Source organism: Sporolactobacillus sp. STSJ-5 (assembly GCF_024385605.1).
In the GTDB taxonomy this organism is placed as follows: Bacteria; Bacillota; Bacilli; order Bacillales; family Sporolactobacillaceae; genus Sporolactobacillus.
On the sequence record NZ_JANFOJ010000005.1, the window covers coordinates 174033 to 196170 of the forward strand.

Annotated in this window: 25 protein-coding genes and 1 riboswitch; of the genes, 7 read left to right on the forward strand and 18 right to left on the reverse strand. The window is 42.8% G+C overall.

Features of this window, described 5'->3' with window-relative positions; translation table 11 throughout:
- Positions 1–1237: 1237 nt before the first annotated feature.
- From NOM01_RS07235 to NOM01_RS07260, 6 genes are all read right to left on the reverse strand, one after another.
- Positions 1238–1405, reverse strand: coding sequence for a hypothetical protein (locus NOM01_RS07235; protein ID WP_255747666.1), 168 nt, complete (start codon positions 1403–1405; stop codon positions 1238–1240).
- A gap of 61 nt (positions 1406–1466) precedes the next feature.
- Positions 1467–1949, reverse strand: coding sequence for a tetratricopeptide repeat protein (locus NOM01_RS07240; RefSeq protein ID WP_093671416.1), 483 nt, complete (start codon positions 1947–1949; stop codon positions 1467–1469).
- A gap of 64 nt (positions 1950–2013) precedes the next feature.
- Positions 2014–2490 carry a GNAT family N-acetyltransferase gene (locus tag NOM01_RS07245; RefSeq protein ID WP_245734129.1) on the reverse strand — a complete coding sequence of 159 codons (477 nt, stop codon included), beginning with the start codon at positions 2488–2490 and terminating at the stop codon, positions 2014–2016.
- A gap of 45 nt (positions 2491–2535) precedes the next feature.
- A complete protein-coding gene (locus tag NOM01_RS07250) occupies positions 2536–2754 on the reverse strand; it encodes a hypothetical protein (protein WP_093671420.1) in 219 nt (72 codons plus the stop codon).
- A 24-nt stretch (positions 2755–2778) separates the two neighbouring features.
- Positions 2779–3219 carry a hypothetical protein gene (locus NOM01_RS07255; RefSeq protein ID WP_093671422.1) on the reverse strand — a complete coding sequence of 147 codons (441 nt, stop codon included), beginning with the start codon at positions 3217–3219 and terminating at the stop codon, positions 2779–2781.
- Positions 3216–3422 carry a helix-turn-helix transcriptional regulator gene (locus tag NOM01_RS07260; protein ID WP_093671424.1) on the reverse strand — a complete coding sequence of 69 codons (207 nt, stop codon included), beginning with the start codon at positions 3420–3422 and terminating at the stop codon, positions 3216–3218. The genes NOM01_RS07255 and NOM01_RS07260 overlap by 4 nt, the downstream gene beginning before the upstream one ends.
- A 145-nt stretch (positions 3423–3567) precedes the next feature.
- Positions 3568–3675, forward strand: a riboswitch (THF riboswitch).
- Between the two features lie 63 nt (positions 3676–3738).
- Here NOM01_RS07260 and NOM01_RS07265 point away from each other — a divergent pair.
- Complete coding sequence (locus NOM01_RS07265; protein WP_255747670.1) at positions 3739–4335, forward strand: folate family ECF transporter S component; 597 nt, start codon at positions 3739–3741, stop codon at positions 4333–4335.
- Positions 4336–4647: 312 nt separating this feature from the next.
- On the opposite strand, the gene NOM01_RS07270 is transcribed toward NOM01_RS07265, so the two are convergent.
- Together NOM01_RS07270 and hisC are read right to left on the reverse strand one after the other, a co-directional pair.
- Positions 4648–5628, reverse strand: a complete 981-nt coding sequence (locus tag NOM01_RS07270) for an NAD(P)-dependent oxidoreductase (protein WP_255747671.1) — start codon at positions 5626–5628, stop codon at positions 4648–4650.
- The gene (gene hisC, locus NOM01_RS07275; RefSeq protein WP_255747672.1) at positions 5616–6695 is read right to left on the reverse strand and encodes a histidinol-phosphate transaminase; all 1080 of its coding nucleotides are present in this window, start codon (positions 6693–6695) and stop codon (positions 5616–5618) included. Before hisC ends, NOM01_RS07270 begins: the two co-directional genes overlap by 13 nt.
- Before the next feature lie 508 nt (positions 6696–7203).
- Here hisC and NOM01_RS07280 point away from each other — a divergent pair.
- Positions 7204–8355, forward strand: coding sequence for a PucR family transcriptional regulator (locus NOM01_RS07280; protein ID WP_255747674.1), 1152 nt, complete (start codon positions 7204–7206; stop codon positions 8353–8355).
- 81 nt (positions 8356–8436) lie between these two features.
- Here the strand turns inward: NOM01_RS07280 and NOM01_RS07285 are convergent, their stop codons facing one another.
- Entirely contained in the window at positions 8437–9033 is a 597-nt protein-coding gene (locus NOM01_RS07285; RefSeq protein WP_255747676.1) for a GNAT family N-acetyltransferase, read from the reverse strand.
- Positions 9034–9291: 258 nt separating this feature from the next.
- Here NOM01_RS07285 and NOM01_RS07290 point away from each other — a divergent pair, with 258 nt between their 5' ends.
- Positions 9292–9381 carry a putative holin-like toxin gene (locus NOM01_RS07290; RefSeq protein ID WP_245734116.1) on the forward strand — a complete coding sequence of 30 codons (90 nt, stop codon included), beginning with the start codon at positions 9292–9294 and terminating at the stop codon, positions 9379–9381.
- Between the two features lie 199 nt (positions 9382–9580).
- Here NOM01_RS07290 and NOM01_RS07295 read toward each other — a convergent pair whose 3' ends face one another.
- The 3 genes from NOM01_RS07295 to NOM01_RS07305 are packed head-to-tail and all read right to left on the reverse strand — an operon-like array spanning position 9581 to position 11150.
- Positions 9581–10237: an alpha/beta family hydrolase gene (locus NOM01_RS07295; protein WP_255747681.1), complete on the reverse strand. Its 657-nt coding sequence runs from the start codon at positions 10235–10237 to the stop codon at positions 9581–9583.
- Between the two features lie 30 nt (positions 10238–10267).
- Positions 10268–10882, reverse strand: a complete 615-nt coding sequence (locus tag NOM01_RS07300; RefSeq protein WP_255747682.1) for a hypothetical protein — start codon at positions 10880–10882, stop codon at positions 10268–10270.
- 58 nt (positions 10883–10940) lie between these two features.
- Positions 10941–11150, reverse strand: a complete 210-nt coding sequence (locus NOM01_RS07305) for a hypothetical protein (protein ID WP_255747683.1) — start codon at positions 11148–11150, stop codon at positions 10941–10943.
- Between the two features lie 57 nt (positions 11151–11207).
- On the opposite strand from NOM01_RS07305, the gene NOM01_RS07310 reads away from it, so the two are divergent.
- Positions 11208–12014 carry an HAD family hydrolase gene (locus tag NOM01_RS07310; RefSeq protein ID WP_255747684.1) on the forward strand — a complete coding sequence of 269 codons (807 nt, stop codon included), beginning with the start codon at positions 11208–11210 and terminating at the stop codon, positions 12012–12014.
- Positions 12015–12038: 24 nt separating this feature from the next.
- Here NOM01_RS07310 and NOM01_RS07315 read toward each other — a convergent pair whose 3' ends face one another.
- Positions 12039–12506, reverse strand: a complete 468-nt coding sequence (locus NOM01_RS07315) for a GNAT family N-acetyltransferase (protein WP_370645968.1) — start codon at positions 12504–12506, stop codon at positions 12039–12041.
- 441 nt (positions 12507–12947) lie between these two features.
- Between NOM01_RS07315 and NOM01_RS07320 the strand changes: the two genes are divergently transcribed.
- Positions 12948–14513, forward strand: coding sequence for a PucR family transcriptional regulator (locus NOM01_RS07320; RefSeq protein WP_255747685.1), 1566 nt, complete (start codon positions 12948–12950; stop codon positions 14511–14513).
- A 671-nt stretch (positions 14514–15184) separates the two neighbouring features.
- Here the strand turns inward: NOM01_RS07320 and codA are convergent.
- The 5 genes from codA to NOM01_RS07345 all read right to left on the reverse strand — a co-directional run bounded on the left by codA (position 15185) and on the right by NOM01_RS07345 (position 20597).
- Positions 15185–16462 (reverse strand): cytosine deaminase, encoded by a 1278-nt coding sequence (gene codA, locus NOM01_RS07325; RefSeq protein ID WP_093671446.1) that lies wholly within the window; start codon positions 16460–16462, stop codon positions 15185–15187.
- A gap of 20 nt (positions 16463–16482) precedes the next feature.
- Positions 16483–17889, reverse strand: a complete 1407-nt coding sequence (locus NOM01_RS07330; RefSeq protein WP_255747686.1) for a cytosine permease — start codon at positions 17887–17889, stop codon at positions 16483–16485.
- A 295-nt stretch (positions 17890–18184) separates the two neighbouring features.
- Positions 18185–18970, reverse strand: a complete 786-nt coding sequence (gene murI / locus NOM01_RS07335) for a glutamate racemase (RefSeq protein ID WP_255747688.1) — start codon at positions 18968–18970, stop codon at positions 18185–18187.
- 226 nt (positions 18971–19196) lie between these two features.
- A complete protein-coding gene (locus NOM01_RS07340; protein ID WP_255747690.1) occupies positions 19197–19709 on the reverse strand; it encodes a GNAT family N-acetyltransferase in 513 nt (170 codons plus the stop codon).
- Positions 19710–19748: 39 nt separating this feature from the next.
- The gene (locus tag NOM01_RS07345) at positions 19749–20597 is read right to left on the reverse strand and encodes an alpha/beta fold hydrolase (RefSeq protein WP_255747692.1); all 849 of its coding nucleotides are present in this window, start codon (positions 20595–20597) and stop codon (positions 19749–19751) included.
- Positions 20598–20736: 139 nt separating this feature from the next.
- On the opposite strand from NOM01_RS07345, the gene NOM01_RS07350 reads away from it, so the two are divergent.
- Positions 20737–21510: a hypothetical protein gene (locus NOM01_RS07350; RefSeq protein ID WP_093671456.1), complete on the forward strand. Its 774-nt coding sequence runs from the start codon at positions 20737–20739 to the stop codon at positions 21508–21510.
- Between the two features lie 46 nt (positions 21511–21556).
- Positions 21557–21721 carry a hypothetical protein gene (locus tag NOM01_RS07355; RefSeq protein ID WP_255747693.1) on the forward strand — a complete coding sequence of 55 codons (165 nt, stop codon included), beginning with the start codon at positions 21557–21559 and terminating at the stop codon, positions 21719–21721.
- Positions 21722–22138: the final 417 nt, after the last annotated feature.

Consider the following 22138-nt stretch of genomic DNA (forward strand, 5'->3'; position numbering starts at 1 on the left):
CATTACTCCTCCCGCATCATTCGTTTTTTATCGAAGTCGTTCAACATCCTTATAATTATGATGAAACGTTAACGAATAGATTAAAGTAGAAGATTTTTATTTTGAAAACGGTTTGCCTTACTAGGGAATGTCTGCCCATCATGCCAGAAATTTCAAAGGTGGAGGCGGCATATCCTCATTCCAATATGCCAAAAAAATCCGGTAACTCGCTTAGACCGGAAATCATTTTTATGTGCACGATTCGTTCCGAATGATCCGTTGCGGGATTTTTTCGTAATAGAGTCTGTTCAAAAAGGAGGTCAAAAAGAGCCGAGGTCAGGCAAATCGCCACGTCCTGTGGCATGCCTGACACTAGCTCGTCCTGAGCGTCGAAGATCAAGGAAGCGCAGTTTCGAGCTACCCGCGCGTACTTTCACAGGATGTGATGACTTCAACGTTGTGCACAGAACGTGCACGTTGTTAGTTGAAGTTCCCCTGCTAATACGTGAGGAGCGGAGAAACAAGCTGACACAGAACTTCCGCAGGATGCGGTGACTTCTGCGTTTTTCACAGGACGTGCATGCTGTTAGCAGAAGATCCTCATTGCCTTTTTCCCGGACTTTTTGAACACCCTCTAATAACCAGATTGCTTTCATCTCAACATTGCTGCTGCCAATCATATCTTTCTGATAATTGTCGCCTATGTAAAAACACTAGCTCGTCGAGTAGCCTGCCGCAGAGCAACCTTGTTCCGAGAAGAACAATATTGATTACTATTGGTGAATGGAGCAATACAAGGAGTCTTGATCAAGTGCGATCACATTGAATTAATTACTAAACTGCTTCCGGTTTGAGTCATCCATAGTCCGACAGGCTTGATTACGGAAAAAACATCAATATTTGTATTTTCAATCGACATCTCTTTAGGTACATTCAGACAGCATCTTGAAATGTTGATTGACAATAAAATTGTTTCATTTTGATGTTACGTAGTAAAGACGACCTTGAAGCAAATTCGTTACTATTTTCGATGACTTCGTTACGATTTTGAGCTCGTTCGTTACGATTTTCCTTGGGTTCGTTACGAGTCTGGGAATTCGCGACGAATTTCGATGACTTCTCCTCTCTTGGGGTTCAACTTTGGTCGTGTTCGGTTCGACTTTCTGATGCTTCGGTTCAACTTCGGATCTTCGGTTCGACTTCTCCTCTCTTGGGTTCAACTTTGATCGTGTTCGGTTCGACTTTCCGATGCTTCGGTTCAACTTCGGATCTTCGGTTCGACTTTTCCTCTCTTGGGTTCAACTTTGGTCGCGTTCGGTTCGACTTTTCGATGGTTCGGTTCAACTTCCGCTCTTCGGTTCGACTTCTCCTCTCTTGGGTTCAACTTTGATCGTGTTCGGTTCGACTTTCCGATGCTTCGGTTCAACTTCCGCTCTTCTTCTCCCTTTCGGTCTAACACCTTCCTTATAGGTTTACTGAGCATTCAATCAAAGATCATCAAATTTGCGGCGCGACGCTTGAGCAAAGCCGCCAAACCTTTGCGCAGCTACTTCATTCACTAAAAGTTCGCCTAACGTTTTTACAGCTTGGGCTGGTTTATTATCATCCATGAGAATAAGGCTGTAAAAGCAACGAACTGCAGCATCTTGTTGATATTTTTCAAGTGCTTTCTTAATCGTTTCTAACGCTGAATGAATTTGACCTACATTTCGATAGGATGACGCTAGGCAAATTAAAGCAATCCGTTCATCTGCTTTGGATAAACCAAGCTCAAGCGCATTTTTATATTTCGGTATCGCCTCTTCCTCCATGGACAATTGATCCAGTGTTAGTGCATACTTTAACCAAACTTGGCTCTCCTGAGGGTATTGATTAGTCAATGTTTGAAACACATTCAAACCTCGTTCATGATGCCCATGTTCTATTAAGGAGCTAGCCTTTTGAATGATCGAATCGGTGTTTTCTCCCATGTACCTATTCCCCCTCTCGCTCTTACATTCTATGTATTGAAAAAGGGAGCATAACTACACGTTCTCAGCAGCCCTGATACGAAAGGAAAAAATCGGCTTGTTCCGTTTCCATTTTGATAAACGTCACGGGTTTTCCAAAACTGAGTCGGGCCTCTCTTCCTGTTTCAGAGAATCCAAGCTGCCCATATAAATGAATGGCGCGTTGATTAAAGTCAGCAACATCCAGCTTTATGACTCCTTGGTAATTAAAATGCTTTCTGCCAAAAGCAAGGCAGTTGGATACAAACGCTCTGCCGTTGCCCTTCCCCATTTCTTGCGGGCAAATACCCAGTCCAATTTCAAAATCGTTCGCCGACACGGCGTATTCAAATATACCAAACAAGCGTCCCTTGTTCAGTACCGAAAAATAATGGTTTGCAGAATCGGAAAATATGTCTTTATAGGTTTCTTCAATTCCTTCTTCCGGAATCGTGTAAAAAGTATAAGGCGCCTCATAGGTCCAATGGACATATTCTGCTGCCTGAACACGATTCATTGGCATGATGTCCACGTTTGAATCACTCCCTTTTTCTTGGCAGCAACCCGCCTATTTATTTTTTCCATAGTGTCGTTCAAAACAGGTCCGACAATAGACTTTGCCATGAGTGTCTTTCACAAATCGATGAATGATCATTTCCGTTACACCATACCATGATTTCTTCGGTGATTGAGCCATAATACACATGAATTCGCCAGGATTAATTGTTTTGCCACATTCCGTACATGTGAAAATGTAATTGCTTTTTAATTTCCAGAGAAAGCCCATATCTGTGCCTCCTATATTAAATTTTTACTCTTCCGCATCGTCGTCATCCATTCGTTTTTTCTTAAGATAATACATAACTGAGAAAGAACCGAGAAAGCAAATAAAAAAGATCGTTCCGCTGATCCATGCAAAAGAAGGATGTTGACGGTCAATGAACCAGCTGATCATTCCCATCAGTACACCAACCACTAAAGAGATGAGGATAAAGACATAGTAAGGGCGAGGTTTTTTGCGCTTTTTTTCGGTTGCCTCAACATCAGCAGTTACTCTCATTTGCAGAAAAGCATGTAGTGTATTGGTCACGATTAGAACAAAGAATATCGGTGATTCAGTTACCGCCCTTGATCCACTAGTAACGCCTACATAGATTAAGAAAGCGATAAGACCAACCGTTTGACATATATAGGCAATTCGAAAATTTTTCAAGTTAACCAGAATTAATCGTTCATCTGTAATTCTCTTCATGGCTTTTCCCCCTCGTCGATCCAAAAAAGTTCATCCAGTGATTTTCCGACTGCGTAACAAATAGCCAAACATAATTTCAGGGTTGGATTATATTTTCCTTTTTCAATCAAACTGATTGTTTGCCGTGTTACGCCGGTATTTTCTGCAAGCTGTAATTGCGTCAATCCCGCCTCAATCCGGGCATTTTTCACATGATTCATCAATGAACAGAATCACCTCCATACTCCAAGTGTAATATATATATTACGTAAACGCAATATATATATTACATTTAGATCCAACCAGATCTATGAATCTCTTAATCAGTTGCAGAAATCGTGAAGATTAACTACAATAAGATTGATCTAAGGCAGAGTAGATTGTTGCGGGTTACGTGCCCGGGGGACGGGGAGTTGTCCCCGGGACGAAAAATGGCGCTTAGTGCCGTTTGCCGTGCAATGATCGCATCCCGCTGCCGCATATCGGAGTGTGATCCTCCCTTATGTGGCAACATTGCCAAAACATAAGGAGGATCTTTCTATGACTAATCGTTTGTCTATTTTTTCCGCTGCCTATTGGAAAACGGCCGCTGCGGAGCTTCGTAAGTTAAACAGGCTGACACTTGCCGCACTGATTATCGCCTTAACCGTGGTGATCGGTTCATTCACTATTCCCGTCGCCGAGAATCTGCATATTTCTTTCAACTTTCTGATCGTCGCTTTCGGATCGATGATCTATGGTCCGCTGCTCGGCATCTTTGCCGGAGCAGCCCTTGATATTGTCGGTTATATCGCCCATCCGTTCGGCGCATTTTTTCCAGGGTACACACTATCTTCCATGCTTGGCTGCTTTATCTACGGCCTGTTCCTGTATCACCGCCGAATTTCAGTGATGCGTATCTTTCTCGCCAAACTGATTGTTAATTTTGTCGTTAATGTCGGGCTCGGATGCCTCTGGAGCCAAGTGCTGTTCGGAAAGGGCTACTGGTTCTTTTTGATCAACAGTCTGATCAAAAATTCATTGATGCTGCCGATCGAAACCATCATGCTTACCTTACTTTTGCAAGCATTGATGCCCATCTTGACACGAGCTCATGTAATTCCGGTTCAGAACAGCAATCGTATTTCTTTTATTTGATCACATCTCAACTCCCAAATCAGCACATTCATTTTGTCACTCACGCAACACGGTTTGATCAACCTTGGCCCATTTAGACCTTCGGGGTAACTGGAAATCGTTTATTGTTGACTGGCATTTGCAAGCTCATATAATGAAAAATGACCGATGGTGCGCCTACACCAGACGGTCCACAAGAAAATATGTTTCGTTAAAAAAATAACCTACCCATTAGTGAGCCGTTCGCTCAAGGGTGGTTGTTTTTTATTATTATGAAACATCATTGGGCTTTTGAACCACGAGACAAACTTTGCGCTGAGTCTGGATCTTTCACTACATTTCCGCTACGACTTTTTGTGCCTTTTCCGGTAGTTCATTGAGACAATACGCCAGATTTCTGCCGCTGATGGTCTGCAGTTTATCTAGCGAATTCTGCGAGTAAAACGCGCTGTGCGGCGTGATAATGACGTTATTACGTCCAACCAACGGGTGCCCGGCCAAATGCGGTTCTTCCTCAGCGAGAACATCCAGACCCGCGCCGCGAATCGTACCGCTGTCCAGCGCCTCGGCCAGAGCCGTTTCGTCCACACAGGCGCCACGCCCGACATTGAGAAACAAAGGCGCGCGTTTCATCTGCGCAAAGGCAGCGGAATCAAAAAAGTGGACATTGTCCGCCGTCAGGTTCATGTGGTTGGAAATGACGTCTGCTTCTGCAAAGGCTTCCTGCGCCGTCGCGGCACGTACGTTGCAGCATGCCGCATCTTCCGCTGTCAAATTCGGACTGACCGCGAGCACCTTCATTCCAAAGCCGCAGGCAAACGCCGAGACCTTGCGCCCGATCCTGCCGAAGCCGAACACCGCCAATGTCTGTTTCCTTAATGGTCTGCCGCCTGGAATGGTGCGATACTGCCACCGAAATTCACGATCGATCTGTCCGGTGTAGTACTTGAGGTTGCGATTCAGAGCCAAAAGCAACGCCATCGTATGCTCCGCGACCTCATCGGTGCAATAGTCCTTGATGTGACAAATGATCACCCCATGCTGTTTCGCAGCCTGCAAATCGACCGAGTCATAGCCGACCGCATTGATGGAAACACAGCGTAATCGCTTCGCTCGACTGAAAAAAGCCGCGTCCAACGGCAGAAATGCGGTAATCAATCCGTCTGCCTTTGCCAGTTCAGCATAGTATGCATCATCATCTGCATAGGGCAGCACCTGTACCTGAGCCTCCGGAAGAATCGAGGCAATCGCGTCCATTGTTAGCCGATAATCCGATACCATAACATTTGAGAAATCACTAATCAGGATTCGCACGCCTTCACCTCCTGCAGAATTTCATGAAGCTGCTGCAGAACCTTATCCATTTCTTCATCCGTACCAATAGTCATGCGAACATAATCTCGAATCCTCGCCTCGTCATAATGCCGTACCAGAATGCCCCGCTCTTTCAACATTTTGCATAGTTTTCCGCCGGAAATATAAGGATGAGAGACAAAAAGAAAGTTTGCATGCGGCTCTGCAACGAAAAAGTTCATTTTTTCCAATGCATTCTGTACTCGAACGCGAGTAGCAAGAACAGAATGAACGCACTTTTCTAAATATGTGGTATCCTGCACGGCCGCCGATCCTGCCGCAAGAGCAAATGCGCTCATGTTAAACGGATTAAATGTAAATTTGATTTTATTCATATCTTCAATAATCTCTTTTGACGCAATAGCAAAGCCGATTCGTGCACCGGCCAGATTTCGCGACTTGGAGAAGGTCTGCACCACGATAAGATTGGCATATTTTTCTGTTAGCGGAATGCACGATTCATTGCCATAATCGATATACGCCTCGTCAATGATCACTAATCGTTTCGGCCTGACTGCGACAATACGCTCGATATCAGAAACACTGAGCGCCAAACCGGTCGGATTGTTGGGATTCGCCAGTACAATATCGCGATCGGTTGCTATATAATCCTCCACATTCACGTGGAAGTCCGCGTCCAGTGGAATTTGCTCAAAATCAATACGATTGGTCTTGGCATAGGTTCGGTAAAAGTCGTAGGTAATATCAGGAAAACAAAGCTTCATACGCGGAGAAAAAAAGCTCATGAAGCAGAAGCCGAGCACCTCGTCCGCACCATTTCCGACGAATACCCGATCCGCGTTGACTCCGTACACATCTCCGATCGCCTTGCGCAGCTGCTTGCAGTGAGGGTCGGCATAGTGACCCATGCCACGAATTCGGCTTTGCGATACAGCATCAAAAACACGCGGAGATGGTGGAAGTGAGGATTCATTAGCATTTAGTTTGATATACGCCTGATCCTTCGGCTGTTCACCAGGAATATACGGCTCCATTTTCTGAAACTCATCACATAAAAAATAACTCATACGTATCCCCCTCATTTGTTACGTAAGCTAACAACGGTCATGCATTAAAGCAGAATTGACGTTTGCAGTTTTAACTAGCTGAAATTTCAGTCATTTAAGGCTCAGCCACCTGTATTGCAGCGACTGCACGCGCACAAGCAATAATTTTTATCCGGATTTCACGCACAAAAGAAGTTTTTACGATGGTTCGTTCTGCAACGTTCTGTAAAGAACATGTTATAAAAGCTTCCCTGTTTATCTTACTTATATCAAACCCCAATTGTGCTGTCTATATCCGTTCATACAAGAACTTTCCCTTTGTTTTGTAATTTTTACAAATCATTTTTGCAGATGCACGCAGCTCTAAGGATCATTAATTTTCAAAACAGAAAATAAATTTTTAATACTTTCCATTTTTATGACAAAATTTAGCTTGCCTAAGACGACGTCCTGGTTGCGACATTGCCTTTTTGACACTGACTTATATTTTTGTTACAATTTGCAGAAAATTATTATGGGAGAGATAGGGATGCCGGACGTTGCTTCTTTGCAGCAGTTTGATTTTTTTTCTAATTTCACTTTATATGCAGGTGCAAAAGGCATTCATCGCATGATTTCGAACGTGGTGATTCTTGATCACGAAGGCTTTGACGGCAACTATACGGACTTTCATGAAGGCGATTTTGTCATCACAAACTTGCTCTATGCAAAGGATAATCCGGAGCGTATTCTCCCATCTTTTTCTAAACTGATTTCTATCAAAGTCTCTGCCATTGCAATCAAGTCGATTTACTATCATGAACTGCCTAAGGAGGTTGTTGAACTGGCAGAAGCGCACAGCCTTCCTATCTTTTTCTTTGATTCTGTCTATATTGAAGATATCATTCTGAACATCGTTGATTATCTGCGTTCCTCTGAAAAAAACAGTTACCTCGAAAATCTAGTAGATACTGTTATTTATACCGAAACTCCCGAAACAGCTCTAAAGCAGCTCCTGTCGCATTGCTGTCCTGATAATCGGCACTATGTTTCCTCGCTTTACCTAACCAATCCCTCATCGAAGGATAAACTGTCCATTCAACGCACGCTCAATCGCAAGGGTCTCCTCGGAAAACAGTTCATTCACTCGGCGGCAGATTGCTTCTTCCTTATGTATAAAAAGGGCGTTCTGATGCTTTATTTTTCACAAGACGTGCAGACATCCTCCGAAATTATGAAGAAATGGAGACACATCCTCAGTGTATCAAATCTAAGTTCCGGCAATTACCAAATCGGTGTGGACGACGAAATGCTTCCTATCCGTCAAATTGATATTGCCATTCGTCGCAGTATCTATACGAACCATTGTTGCGGGCAACAAGGACACCCAAAGGCAGTATACAGTTCGATGCACTTGCGCACCTTGATGCTTTCGTTGTCTGAAAACCGATATGCCAACGCCTATTTGACCGATCTATGCAAAGAGATCAGCTCTTATGACCGTCAACAGAACACGCGACTCATGGAAACCCTTTATGCCTATGCAGGATGCCTGTTCCACATTGACAAAACAGCAAAAAAGCTGACCCAGCACCCCAATACCATACGTTATCGATTGAATAAAATTAAATCCATTCTCCATTGCACAAACGATTTTGAGTTTCAAATGATTGTCGGCCTGATTTCAGAAACGCTCAACTAATTTTTCAAACATATGGCTGCGTTTATGATGGATTGTCCGTCACTCAATAACTTCTTCTGTTTGGGTGCTATTTTATCTTCTTCAATCAGCCAAATCTTTCTGAAATCCCTGTGGATGCCACGCGTCCCATTCTTCTCTGAGAACGCCATAGCCGATAGAATCATAGTATTCGCCATTTACGATTCGTGCTTTGCGGAAGCATGCCTCTTTTGTATAGCCGAGCTTTTCGGCAAGCTTCATCATGCCGAAATTGCCGGACCATGTACGCAGATCAACCCGCACAATTTCTGGCATTGCTTGGAAAAGATATTCAGTCCACAAACCAAATGCCTCATAGCCGCATCCATTCCCCCAAAAATCCGGATTATATATCGCGATTCCGGCACTGAGCCAGTTGGTTTCCTTGCTCTCCCAGTACCAGCCAACTTGTCCGATCAGTTTATCTGAGTTTTTATCGGCAATGGCGAGATTCTTTCTAGGGGCTTCAAAGGAATCCGTCTTGATTTTTTCACACTGTTCATCGACTAAATCAATGATTTCTTCCTTTGTTTTCCGAGGATAATAGGGGCCGTCGAACTTCTGCCAATATTGTCCAGGCGATCTCCAAAAAATACAGTCATCCTTGTCCGCTAATTTCCAATCACGGATAACGATTTGCGTTCCACTAAGTTGAATCAAGCTGCAACCTCCGTTCTAAATTAGATTATCAGTTTTAATATGTATTGTTTCTTTTTTGAACGTTCAATTGCATTTTTAGATCAAATTAAAATAATACTTCTAATCCTCAATTCATATACACAATAAGTTCACGAAATAGAGCGCTAGTCTGATATAATTGAAGAGACAACAAAATAAACGAGGTGGGAGCGCTGCTCTGCTGTTTCCTGTTAGTGATCGGTGACCCCGTATCGCTTCGGGAGAAAGGGGGTGGCGCCCATGACAGATTTTCAAGCAATCAGTTTGATGATCAGTTTTGCTACACTGATTATTTTGATTCTGTCATATATAGAAAAAACAAAAAAGTAACCCACCTGGTTTCCCTACCTGCCGTGGATTACTTTTTTGATTCATGTGCAGCGTAATGATCGCTTAGCGGTTTTTGTTGTCATTCTCCGTTGGTGTTGGTGCACCAACGGTTTTATTTTGCTTTCCTTACTATTCATTATACACATGTTTTAATGTGTTTAACACTTTTATGTAAAAACGGGTTGAGTCATCTGTTTTCTCATCCCTGTTCGTTTTTTATTGTGCCGTGAATAAGTTCCATGACTCTTGCCAGCGCTGCAATGGAGCTCGCGGTATCAAACGTATCGACGCCGACATCCAGTGAATGATCGGCATCATGGATCACTTCGATGTGTAGATTTGTTCGCCTCAATTGCTCCACCCGCTCAGAATCGAAAAAACGATCACGGTCGCCAATAACGAATAGACCTTGATGCTTACTCTCTAATAGATTGGTAAATAGATTATCATAGGTGATCAATGGTGTCAGCAGAATAATCTTCGAATTTCGAAACGCTTCTTTTTTGATTAGATCTGCCGTGATCGGAATAGTGCCGATCGATTTTCCTAAGAACATGCAATGCTCATATGTGTGTCCAACCAATACATCATCAATAACCGGCTGGATGTCGCGCATCATCATCTTGCTTTTCACATCAAATGGTTTCTTAAGCATCTTTTTATCGTACATATAATGGACATGAACAACGTCAATCGTGTTCTGAAGCATCTCCATTGTCGCATAATAGAGCAGCGGCTTATCGTAATTATAGCCAATACCTGAAAACATAAAACAGACGGTCTTCGCGCCTACCGCTATATGTGTATAAGCGATCATATGATCTACCGCTTTCACACTTTTTTCGATAACCTTCATAATGAACACCCTCTATATCTGCATTGCGCTTTACGTTAAATGATGGATCATCACAAACAGAAGCAGAACACTATAGTATAAAAAGAATCCTAGATTAAGAACGACTGAATTGGGTTTGATCGATTGAATCCACTTTGGTGGAGTGTTCAAGCATGTCCGAAAAAGCAAAGCCAAACAATAAATCACTTGGAGACTCAAGATAAAGACAACCGCTGCAAAGAAATGATGATTATTTTGCAGTAATGATGTGCCAATAAAAATTGCACCGATCCAGTTAAAGATCCCTGCGATCATTTCAATCGGATCTGATAAAAGATTCATCATCCACTCATTCTTTGCTTCCCATAGGTCCTTGTTTTCCTTCGAATGCTTGTTTGAATAGACAATATACCCGGTTTGAAGCGACATCGCAATAATAAACATGATTAGAGCAAGTACACAAAACAATGTACCGATTTTCGCTGCCCAGCCGTTGATGGAAAACGCTAACGAAAACGCTACCGGCAACCAACAGGTAAAAATGAAAATAAGCAGCACATGAATGAGTGCAAATTCATTTTTCTGCGTTAGATTTTTAAGAAAAACAGCCAATAGCAAAAACAGTATAACGCCAATCCATCCAAATGCTAGCGTTGGTACAACCATAACCATTACCCCTGTCTTTTATCCTACTTAAGACATAAAAAAATCGATCTCATCCTTATTATCCGGCAATGAATCCGATTAATTGATTATGATCCAAGAGCATATACCCTAAGAAATTAGGTGTATGAATTAAGTCAAGTAATCTCTGACAGCCCGAATCATAGGACCATGATTCTTTCCATGGCTGAGCGCTAAAAACATTGACATATAATTGCGTACAGTCATCCAGAAAATCAGCATTCATAGCAGCTATTTTTACCATCAACATCACTTGTTTCTTTCAGTGTACTCGTGTTATAGTGAAATGCAAAAAAGGTGGAGGCACATGAATCGATCATCACTCATTAAAGCGCTGGTCTTTGACTTAGATGGAACGTTACTCAACTCGCAAAAAATTATTTCTGAACGAAATCAGGAAGCACTAATGCGCAGTTATCAGTCCGGGGTTAAGCTTTTCATTGCGACTGCTCGTCCCCCGCGCTCCGTAAATAAAATGGTTCCAAAAGAATTACTCGATTGCGCATCAGGCATTTATTACAATGGCGCGTATGTAAAGGAGATTCATGGAAAAACAATGAGCTACACGATTTCGAGTGCAGATTCGGGTAAACTCATCGATTTTATGTGCAGTCATAATGAAAAAGATGCCATTTCCATTGAATCCGAGGATAGACTCTACGCGCTTTCTGACGAGACTTTTGCAAAGAACGCGAAGCACATGGTTCTCCCGCCAACAATTGTCACCCCGTCAGAACTCAAGAAGCTGCCGGCAAATAAAATTTTACTGTTTCACTGTCCATCGAGTGTAAAGAGCTTTGTGATGCAGTACACCGATCAATTGACCATCGTCGAGACCGATTCAAAAGAGTTAATGCAGATCATGGCCAAAGATATTTCAAAAAGCCGCGCCGTTTCCGCACTCTGTAAGAAAATGAACATTTCAATGGACAGCGTCATGTCATTTGGTGATGACTGGAATGATTTAGATTTATTCAAAGCGTGCGGCTATTCCGTTGCTATGGGTAATGCGGAGCCTGAACTGAAACCATTTGCCTCCATGACAACCGCCACAAATGATGAGGATGGTGTTGCACAAATTCTTGAGCAGCTTATGATTACACATCGTTATTAAGATGGGCACGTCTATTACTATTATCTACTCAACGGTGCCCCTCATCCGCCAAACCTTGCCGTCACATTCATTTTTTAATAGCTTCATTCCGTTTTTCTTGTAGAACGCCTTGGCTCGTGAGTTGGTTGGAGAAACGCGGAGGTGGTATTCGGACACGCCGTTTTTTTTGAAGAAGCGCATCGCGTACTGCTGAAGTTCATGTCCTAACCCATAGCCTCTTTTCTCTGCAATGAGATAGAAAAGATGAACATAGCCGATTCTTTTGCCCTCGTATTTGCGAATGCTTAGTTCCAGCTGGCCGACCGGCTGATCCTGATCAAACGCGAGGACAAACCCATTTGGAAAATGGCTGACCTTCTTTTGCAGCCATGCTAAATATTCGGACGGATGGAAATCACGATCCGTGCCAAAGCTGATCACAAACGAGTCCTGGCGAAAGGCGAGAAGCTGTTTTTTATATTTTTCCACATCCAGCGTTTCGAAGCGCAGCACAAGCAGCCCCTCCCAAACTATTATTTCTGCTCATCTTTCAGTTCCTTCTTAATCTCCTGAATGGTAAAGCGAATCAGCTTTTTGATTAAAAAATAAATAACCGTAATAAAAGCAAATCAGAATAAAATCATCAGAATTAGTGGTAAATACATGGACCAATTCATCAATCCTCACCCCCTTTTCAAGGCTAGTCCTCCAAAAGTTTTTTACCTGTCAGATGGATAATTGTGTCTATTATAAACGCTATTTTCAAATTATTCTATATCGTCAAAGATGGGCTAAGCATACTTTTCTGAACAGTTGCCTTTACCCAAATAAGTGTATGAATCAGGCAACTCCTACCCTATCCATTATCAAAATGTTCTTGACTGTTATTGCTGCGATCGTGTACGAACCTTATAATGAAACAAATACTAGTTAAGTTTAGAAGAGGATTCAAACGTGACTGAAAAATTAACGATTGCGAAGATACTGGAACGTCCCTATTTTAAGCAGGCGAAAGTATATGCCGATGCGCGCGCTCTGGAACGGATCGTTGAGTGGGCACATGTGCTCGAAGTTGAAGATGTTGGTAATTTATTGAATGGAAATGAACTGATTTTAACAACCGGGTTAACCTGGAAGGGCAGTGAGGCCAAATGTCTTAAATTTTTGCGCGAAATTATCAATAAAAACGCTGCGGGTCTGGTTATCGATATGGGCAGAGTGGTTAAGGTTATCCCGGAGCGGATGATTGAACTGGCGCAAAAAGAAAACTTCCCATTAATTCTTATTTTTTCAGAGATACGTTATATTGATGTGACGCATGATATTCACACCTATATCATTAATCAGCAGAAGAAGGTTGTGGAGGATTTAGAACATTTCTCTTCACAACTCAATCAATTACTGTTAATGGGTGAAGGTATTTTCTCTCTGCTCAATCTGTTTTTTAAATTTACGGGACAAGCCGTTGCGTATAGTCCAGTCAAGGGAAGAATGATCTGTGCCCCTCATTCCGGTTATTTCAAGTCGGACGAGGAGAGGGTTGACGAGAAAGCCGGCAACCACAAATTCTGTTTTCCCGTACTCGTCATGAATCAGTCATTTGGTCAACTGGTCACTGCACCTTGTGCGAAAGAAAATCATTTTACTTCCCTTGCCTTAGATCGGTGTGCAACTGCTGTTGCTCAGGAAATCCTGCGCTCCATGTATTGGGAAGAAAAACAGCTGAATCGCGAAAATCAATGGATTGCCCAATGGGTGGATGGACTGCTTAGCGAAAAGGAAATCAAGGAGCGATTAGCAAAAATTAAACCCAACCTTTTATTTCAATGGTGCGGCATCCTGATTATTGAATCAAGAAATGACGCATTTGATGATCCGCCCGCTCTGCTGCTGCACCAGAATATGATGCTGCGCATGGTTTTTAGTCACGAATCCTTCTTTATTTTACCTTTAAACCGGGCGAATCGCTTTATCATCATCATTCTTAATTTAAATCATTCCCGTTCTGATCAATTGATTGATCGTGCGATTATCAAGGCGATGCATGCATACAAGCATTATATCAATGATGATCAGTTAATATGGGGCGTATCCGGAAAAACACAACCTTTAAACGGCATTCATCAATCGGTCCTGGAAGCCATTGAAGTGATCGATGTTCAATCGCATATTGGGCTTCTTAAAGATCCGTTTCATCATTCCCTTCATATTTATCAGGTGATCAATCATTTGAATAAGAATGATCGATTATTACCTTTTATTAGGGAACAGATTGGAAATCTGGAAGTGACGCGCAATGAAAGAACGGTTGATCTGCTGCACACCCTGAAGGTTTATCTTGAGTGCGGCGGTTCCAAAAAAGAAGCCGCTGCAAAGCTCTTCATCTCAAGACAATCACTGTATAAACGATTAGCTCAAATAAACGAACGGCTTGGCGGTGATATTGAGCAGCCTAGAAGACGGCTGTCCATCGAATTGGCCTTAGTTGGTCTTGACTATCTCAATAAAACCCGGCCATGAGTGTTTCTTTACTTGTGCTACACCTAGTCCTTTGCCGTCGATCTTGTGCCTGACGGGCACTCCAGCTGCTCGTTTCAACGGAGACGACCGCAGGCATCACGCATCTAAATGAGAGGTTCTTGGATTCTTTGGAACTCAGAAAAAATGAGTCCCATCCCGCTTACTCCTTTTTTATGAAACATTCTGGTCCTTAATTAAGTAGACTTGTAAAATAAGCGGAGATTTTTCGGTTAAATCAAAATAGAGCTCGTTTCAGAGGGAGATAAGGGGAGATTTTCCGGTTATGCCAAGAAAAATCCCCCGTTTTCACGTTTTTCAAGGAGATAGGCGGAATCGCTCCGTCTATTTAAGCTCTTTTTCCGTTCATTTTCTCATTAAGAGAAAATTTTCCGTCTATTGATCAATTGGGCGCTTAACCTAATCGTTCAACCGGTCAGTGCGGATCCTAGTGATCCCAGATTAGCGCTTCTCCCTTTCGAACCGCTGGCCAAAATCCTTCCTTCTCAACAATTGGGTAAAACCAAGCTACACCTAGTCCTTACTTCCGCGACCAAGAGACTGGTTTATTCGTTTTCATATGGGACACAATTATATACTTTTACTTTCTTATCTCAGTGCAAAAAAAGAGAATAGAATCGCCGGACACGGCAATTTTATTCTCTTTACACGTCTTATTTGAAGTGAATCGGCAAGGATTTTTCATCGAGATTCAGGAATGTTTTACTCGGAATCGTTTCTGAAAGCACTTTTCCTTCATGAATCGAATAACGTACGGGCGACAGTTTTCGAATCACGTCGTAGCTGGACTGCTCGGACATGATCAGCATATTGGCCGGTTTTCCCTCTTCAATCCCGTATTGATCGAGGACGTGCAAAGCTTTTGCACTGTTTGTTGTAATCAAATCAAGCCCATGAGTGATTTGCTCATAGCCCATCAATTGGCATACATGCAGGCCCATGAAGAGCACCTGCAGCATATTCCCGGTTCCAAGCGGATACCATGGGTCAAAAATATCATCATGGCCGAAGCAGACATTGATGCCCGCCTGCAATAATTCAGGAACACGTGTCACGCCGCGGCGTTTCGGGTATGTGTCAAAGCGGCCCTGAAGATGCGTGTTAACAAGCGGATTTGAGACAAAGTGAATGCCTGAACGCTTAAGCAAACGAAAAAGTTTGGCCGTATATGCACCATTATAAGAGTGCATGGCGGTGGTATGGCTGGCAGTGACGCGATCGCCCATTCCGCGCTTATATGCTTCAGCTGCGATGACTTCGATAAATCGCGACTGCTCATCGTCAATTTCGTCACAATGAACGTCTATAAGACGATCATATTTTTCGGCAAGATCAAACACATAACCCATCGAAGCAACGCCGTCTTCACGGGTCAGCTCATAGTGCGGAATGCCGCCGACAGCATCCGCGCCAAGTAAGATTGCCTCGGCGACTAATTCTTTTCCCTTTGGATAACCGAGAATACTCTCCTGCGGAAAGGCAACAATTTGAATATCCATCCAGTCGGATACCGCTTCTTTTAGATCAATCAGCGCTTTAAGAGCAGTCAGATTCGGATCGTCCACATCAACGTGGGTTCGCACAAATTGAATACCTTGAGCAGCCTGCCACATCAATGCTTTTTTTGCCCGTGATAAGACATCATCCCGTGTCAACTTTGCTTTCCGCAATGTCCATGTCTCAATGCCTTCGAACAGGGTGCCGCTCAGATTCCATTTAGGATCCCCGGCCGTAAGCACAGTATCCAAATGGACATGCGGCTCAATAAAAGGCGGGATGACAAGATCACCTTTGGCATCAATAGAAGCTTCTCCATCAAACTCCTGCGGTTTATGTTCACTGGCCTTCTCAATTTTATCAATCATTTTTTTATCAATGCGAATGTTCCAAAGGCCCTCGCGATTCACTAAACGAGCATTGCGTATCAACATATGAAAAACCACCTAGATGTTTATTTTCGAAATGACGACAGAATCCAATAAATGACGCCGGATAAGATCAATGCCGGATAAGTCGCACCGATGCTTGCTGTAAAAAAAGGAAGATTATGAATGAGCAGATAGACAATAACGCCGCTTGCCCATGCAATAAAAGCTCCCCAATGAATACCGCCGCTGAACCAATACTTTCCGTCAACCCGTTCAAATTCAGGAACCTCATAGACTCGCTTTTTCACCAAAAAGAAGTCGGTCACCATAATACCAATCAGTGGTCCAAGAACCATACCCAGATAGTCAAGAAACGCAATAAAGGAATCTAAGAAACTGCCGAACAGCAGCGGAACAAAAGTAAGAAGAACGGCAAATACAGTGACGATCCAAAGGGCGGGCATCGCCTTCACCTTTTTCGTTAAGTTCGTCAAGGATATTCCCGCCGCCATCAAGTTGATCGCATTCGCCGTTGTACTTGTGATGACGATAACGATGAGCGCCAGCCAACCCAGACCAAGCTTGCTGGCAATTGTACTCGGATCTGAATTATTCGGATCATAAGTACCACTAGTAATGGCTGCAGCAATCGTCGCAATAATGCCCACGAATGCAAACCAGAACAGACCGATGTTTGCGCCAAGCATTGGTGCGACCGTAGCACTTGTTTTTTTCTTCGTATACCGTGTAAATTCAGCAATAGCGGTCACCCAGGCTAAGCTAAACGCGGCCATCGTATCGACGGCTGTTCCAAAAGGAAGCGATAAGGATGCGGTCGGTCGCCAATGAATGATCTGGCTTAGCGAAACATTCTGCAGCACCACAATCGTCTCCCAAATGCCGAGAACAGCAACGAGAATCATGCCGATTCTTTCAATCATTTTAACAGACCGATGGCCAAGCGATATAGATGCAAGGTGAAGAACGCTCATAATTAAGATGCCGACAATCATTGATTTTGCGCTGTTCTTTTCACCAAAGGCAGCCCAGCCGAGACTGTCCTTCAGGAGAAAGCTGATCGAAATGGCTGCTATAAATGTATTTACGGCAGTCCACCCAATAAACGATGTCAGATTAACTAATGTAGGTAGCGAGCTTCCTCGCACTCCGAAGGCCGGCCTTGTAAGCGCCATGGTTGACGTTCCGGCTTTATAACCCATATAGCCTACCAAGGCCATGAACAGATAAGCAATTGGGTTGGCAATAAGCGTGACGGCAAGTGCGCCGCCAAAGCTGCAGCCTGCAACGACACCGCCTATGTACCATGTCCCGTTATTTGCGTTGGCACCAATCCATGTCGCAAACATATCAATAAAAGTCATATTGCGGGCCTCGGAGTGAGGCACTTTTTCAGTGGCACTGTATTCCTTTGCTAAGTTCTCACTCAATGCCTTTGGGGTTTCGGCCGTTTCTGAAATATTTTGTGACACAGTCATCCCTCCATCGTAAATAAATGTTATATGTTATAACGTCCTATGTACTAAAATATATCATTTATCGGCGATTATGAAAGATACACTTTGTTCGTATCCTACCTCATTATTATTGACACTGTGTCTTCCTCTTTTTTTGAATAAAAAGAAAGGATGCCTCAAAATCAATTGATGATGAGACATCCTGTTTATACATGTGTAATTTTTAACCCGCACAGGTGTAGACTTCTCTTCTACTGACAAAGATACAAACAGAAGAATAGAATAACAGTGCAGTCATTTTTTCGAAGACTTAGGATCCGCTAATCGTATCCAATCTTTCCAGTAAATCCGCATAATGCTTAAGCGTTTCCGAATCCTCGACCTTTACTCCGGATTTATAAAAGATGATCTTCCCGTTTCCGCCTCCGGTTTGATGCAGCCTTTCAAGCGTACGTTTCAGATTCATCGCCGTACCAAGTCCACCGTCGATGACATGGGTTCCTTTCGGGAAGATCTGCTCAATGATGTCTTTAAAAATCGGAAAATGCGTACACCCTAACACAACCGTTCCATATTGAGTCAAATCGAACGGTTTCAACTGTTCTTTTAAATAAGGAATGACATGATCCGGATCAAAGTCAAACGCTTCGGCAAGTTCTACCAATTTCGGCATCGGCAGCGGATCAACAAGATCGTGCTTGTCAATTCGTTCAACGAGCCGATGATATTTTTCTTCCTTCAGCGTCGTCCGCGTTGCCATGACGAGCACTTTCTTTTTTTTCGGTTCGGTTTCGATCACCGCGGGTTTCACTGCGGGTTCAATACCAATGATTGGAATCGAATAATTTTTGCGCAGATCCTCAATCGCCGCACTCGTTGCCGTATTGCAGGCCACCACCAGTGCTTTGATCTCATGAGCGACAAGGAAATCCACCGCTTCAAAAATATATTTTTTCAATTCATCTTTCGGTTTTTCTCCATAGGGAAGATGCGCGGTATCCGCGTAATAGAGAAAATTTTCATTGGGCAACAGTTTTCTAATTTGATGGAGAACAGTCATGCCGCCAACACCGGAATCAAATACTGCTATGTTCATGGATTATCACTTTTCTTTATAAAATTTATTTCTGACATTGATTCATTTTATCATCTTTTTATGGTGCAGGAAACAGAAGTCAATTTGCGGTACACCATTCATCGACCTTCTTCAAAATCACAGCCTGATAATCACGATTTTCTAAAATCATTTGTTTTAGTTCCGGACATTTGTGTATTTCCGGATCAATAGGAAAAACAGAGGTTATTGAGATTGAACCGAAACATTACTCATAAATATAGACTTTGATCAAGTACTTCCCTCCAAAACTTTTCATAAATACTTCTTCATGAAAGGTAAAATGATTATTGCTTAAAACTTTTTCTGATCGCTTATTACCCGCTTTCACAATTCCATAAATGGCGCTTAATTTAAGATTACTTTTTGCCCATCTAGAAAAAGCACCTACTGCTTCAGTTGCATAGCCATTCCCTTGATAGTCCATGCCGATTGCATAGCCGATCTCAACGCCATCTAATCGTACACTTAAACCAACATGACCAATCAAGGTGTTTGTTTTTTTCAAAACGACTCCATAAACAAGTGGATAGGACTGAGGAGTAGTTTTATATTTTGTAGATAGAAATTCGATTATTTCTCTAGCTTCATTTCGGCTCTCATACACTTGATCTGGTAGTTCTTCCAACATGGTCTTTTCTTTACTATATTTATAGATCAACGAAGCATCGTTTACATCTAATTCACGTATCGTTAATCGTTCAGTTTCAAGAAGATTCATAACTTCACCTCTAATAGTTCCTCCGACCGTTATCCTTTACTACTTCATCATCTCTCGAATTTCCTGTGCCAATTCTTCTGGCCGTTCAAGCATCACCATGTGTGAAGCATCTTCCATAATGACACAGTGCGTTTGCTTGGCCAGTAAGCAGAAATGTTCTCGAGATCTCTTCTTATATGCGGTGATCGGATCATTTTCTTGTAAATGAGATTCAGCTACAATGAGAGAAATAGGTATTTTTAAATGCGCAGCATGTTCATTCGGATGATAGGTCCATAATGCGCAAGAGAAAGCCAGCTCGGTTTCCGGTAAACATTTTAAGCGAAGGGATCCGTCCTCTGTCTCATAGATCTGGTCCACGACCGCCCTCTGAACATCTTCATTCCAAAATGGTGTATCTTGTTTTTGAAGATCAAGATAATGATCCATGCTGTTTAAAAAACCTTCAGGATACGAAAAATCAGTGAATGACTCCCAGCTGATGCCCGGCCACTCTTGATAATTGAAATAGCCTGCATCAACAAGCATCAGCCCTTTTACTCGTTCAGAATAGTGAGCTGCAAAATGAAGAGCTAGTGAAGCGCCCCATGAATGTCCGACCAGCCATATGTCCTTCACATGCATTTGATCGAGTACATCCACGAGCTGCTTGGACAATGTAGTGAAATCATAAGTTGAACTTAACCCGCTGTCCCCGCATCCTGCCATATCCGGGGCAATACTATGTACGCCTTGTAATCGCTTGGCAACCATTCGCCAAACCTCGCCGGTCCATGCCTGTCCATGAATAAACACCACGTGCTCAGATGCAGATGGATCGCCGAATTCTTCTCTAATTTTATAGTCTACCCTGTCATTTTTCGTTACGACATGTCGTACCGTCCACATCAATCATCACTTCCGATTTTTAAAACTGTTTCGTTAATTATAACAATTTTATGTTCCTATAGACTGAATTTCCGTCTAGAGATTGAGGTTTAATTAAAAGATATGCGTTACACTAGATGGCAAATCGGAGGGATGAGCAGTGAACATTGATAATACGATCATCCAAAAATACTTGAATGGATCTCCTTCAGAGGACTATGCTGACGAATGGATTTTTCATCACATCGAAGAAAATGACTATTTGTTCGAAAAACCGGTTGAGGCAATGAAACCACAAGTTCTCGAGCTTTATCATGATATGCGGAATACGGTGCAACATTTTGTTCCCTGTCATAAGCAATTGTGGAATGCGCTGTTTCCCGAATATGAGAAACGGCTGAAAAAATGCATTATCCAGCTAGTTGTCGGATGCCCCTCTCCCTATGAAGCAATGGTTCGGGAAAATACGCAACATGAGGAAGTGATCATCTTTGACTTAATCCGTTTTACACGGTATGGCATGCGCCGCGCGCAGGAAATCATACGCTCAATGATGACGCATGAATGCGCCCATTTTTTACTGCATCAGGATTATCCATCAACCAACGCAAAGACATATTTAGAAAAATTGGGCTACATGCTTTTCGATGAAGGGCTCGCCCACTTTCTCGCACAAAACAAGCAGCTGAATAATCCTGAACTGCTTAAACGCAAGAAGGATGCATTACAGTCCTATCAACAAGCGCTTAGCGAACAGGATTTCAAGCAGCAACAGGCGCTGTTGATTCGAGCATGCTCCGTTCCTTATTGGAATAAATTCGCCTGCATTGCCGGAATGTTCCTCTGGGCAGACATCTATTCAAATTCTGGTATCAATGGTGTGATCGCCGCCTATAAAGAAGGATGGCGCCAATTCGGTCAATATATAAACTAAAAATGACTTTATTGCACAGTAAACACGAAGTGCGCAGCAAAAATGCATGAGTATAAGAGATCATCAATTTTGCATTGTTCAAGCAAAAATATCAGCGCTCAGAGAAAAGAATCAGCGTTCAGGCAAATTTATCAGCGCTCAGGCAAAAGAATCAGCGTTCAGAGAAAAGAATCAGCGCTCAGGCAAAAGAATCAGCGCTCAGAGAAAATAATTAGCGTTCAAGCGAAATTATCAGCGCTCAGAGAAAAGAATCAGCGTTCAGGCAAAAGAATCAGCGCTCAGAGAAAATAATCAGCGCTCAGGCAAAAGAATCAGCGCTCAGAGAAAAGAATCAGCGCTCAGAGAAAAGATTCAGCGCTCAGAGAAAAGAATCAGCGCTCAGGCAAAAGTATCAGCGCTCAGACAAAATAATCAGCGCTCAGGCAAAAAAATCAGCGCTCAGGCAAAATTATCAGCGTTCAGGCAAAAGAATCAGCGTTCAGAGAAAAGAATCAGCGTTCAGAGAAAAGAATCAGCGTTCAGGCAAAAGAATCAGCGTTCAGAGAAAAGAATCAGCGTTCAGAGAAAAGTATCAGCGCTCAGGCAAAAGTATCAGCGCTCAGGCAAAAGTATCAGCGCTCAGGCAAAA

Coding starts and splice junctions, on each gene's coding strand:
- NOM01_RS07305 (WP_255747683.1), bottom strand. CDS start 11,150: ATGTTGATGGTAAAAATAGCTGCTATGAATGCTGATTTTCTGGATGAC.
- NOM01_RS07255 (WP_093671422.1), bottom strand. CDS start 3,219: ATGAAGAGAATTACAGATGAACGATTAATTCTGGTTAACTTGAAAAAT.
- murI (WP_255747688.1), bottom strand. CDS start 18,970: ATGAACATAGCAGTATTTGATTCCGGTGTTGGCGGCATGACTGTTCTC.
- NOM01_RS07280 (WP_255747674.1), top strand. CDS start 7,204: ATGCCGGACGTTGCTTCTTTGCAGCAGTTTGATTTTTTTTCTAATTTC.
- NOM01_RS07300 (WP_255747682.1), bottom strand. CDS start 10,882: ATGGTTGTACCAACGCTAGCATTTGGATGGATTGGCGTTATACTGTTT.
- NOM01_RS07290 (WP_245734116.1), top strand. CDS start 9,292: ATGACAGATTTTCAAGCAATCAGTTTGATGATCAGTTTTGCTACACTG.
- NOM01_RS07340 (WP_255747690.1), bottom strand. CDS start 19,709: ATGAATCTTCTTGAAACTGAACGATTAACGATACGTGAATTAGATGTA.
- NOM01_RS07250 (WP_093671420.1), bottom strand. CDS start 2,754: ATGGGCTTTCTCTGGAAATTAAAAAGCAATTACATTTTCACATGTACG.
- codA (WP_093671446.1), bottom strand. CDS start 16,462: ATGTTGATACGCAATGCTCGTTTAGTGAATCGCGAGGGCCTTTGGAAC.
- NOM01_RS07345 (WP_255747692.1), bottom strand. CDS start 20,597: ATGTGGACGGTACGACATGTCGTAACGAAAAATGACAGGGTAGACTAT.
- NOM01_RS07240 (WP_093671416.1), bottom strand. CDS start 1,949: ATGGGAGAAAACACCGATTCGATCATTCAAAAGGCTAGCTCCTTAATA.
- hisC (WP_255747672.1), bottom strand. CDS start 6,695: ATGAGTTATTTTTTATGTGATGAGTTTCAGAAAATGGAGCCGTATATT.
- NOM01_RS07310 (WP_255747684.1), top strand. CDS start 11,208: ATGAATCGATCATCACTCATTAAAGCGCTGGTCTTTGACTTAGATGGA.
- NOM01_RS07265 (WP_255747670.1), top strand. CDS start 3,739: ATGACTAATCGTTTGTCTATTTTTTCCGCTGCCTATTGGAAAACGGCC.
- NOM01_RS07355 (WP_255747693.1), top strand. CDS start 21,557: ATGAGTATAAGAGATCATCAATTTTGCATTGTTCAAGCAAAAATATCA.
- NOM01_RS07295 (WP_255747681.1), bottom strand. CDS start 10,237: ATGAAGGTTATCGAAAAAAGTGTGAAAGCGGTAGATCATATGATCGCT.
- NOM01_RS07245 (WP_245734129.1), bottom strand. CDS start 2,490: ATGCCAATGAATCGTGTTCAGGCAGCAGAATATGTCCATTGGACCTAT.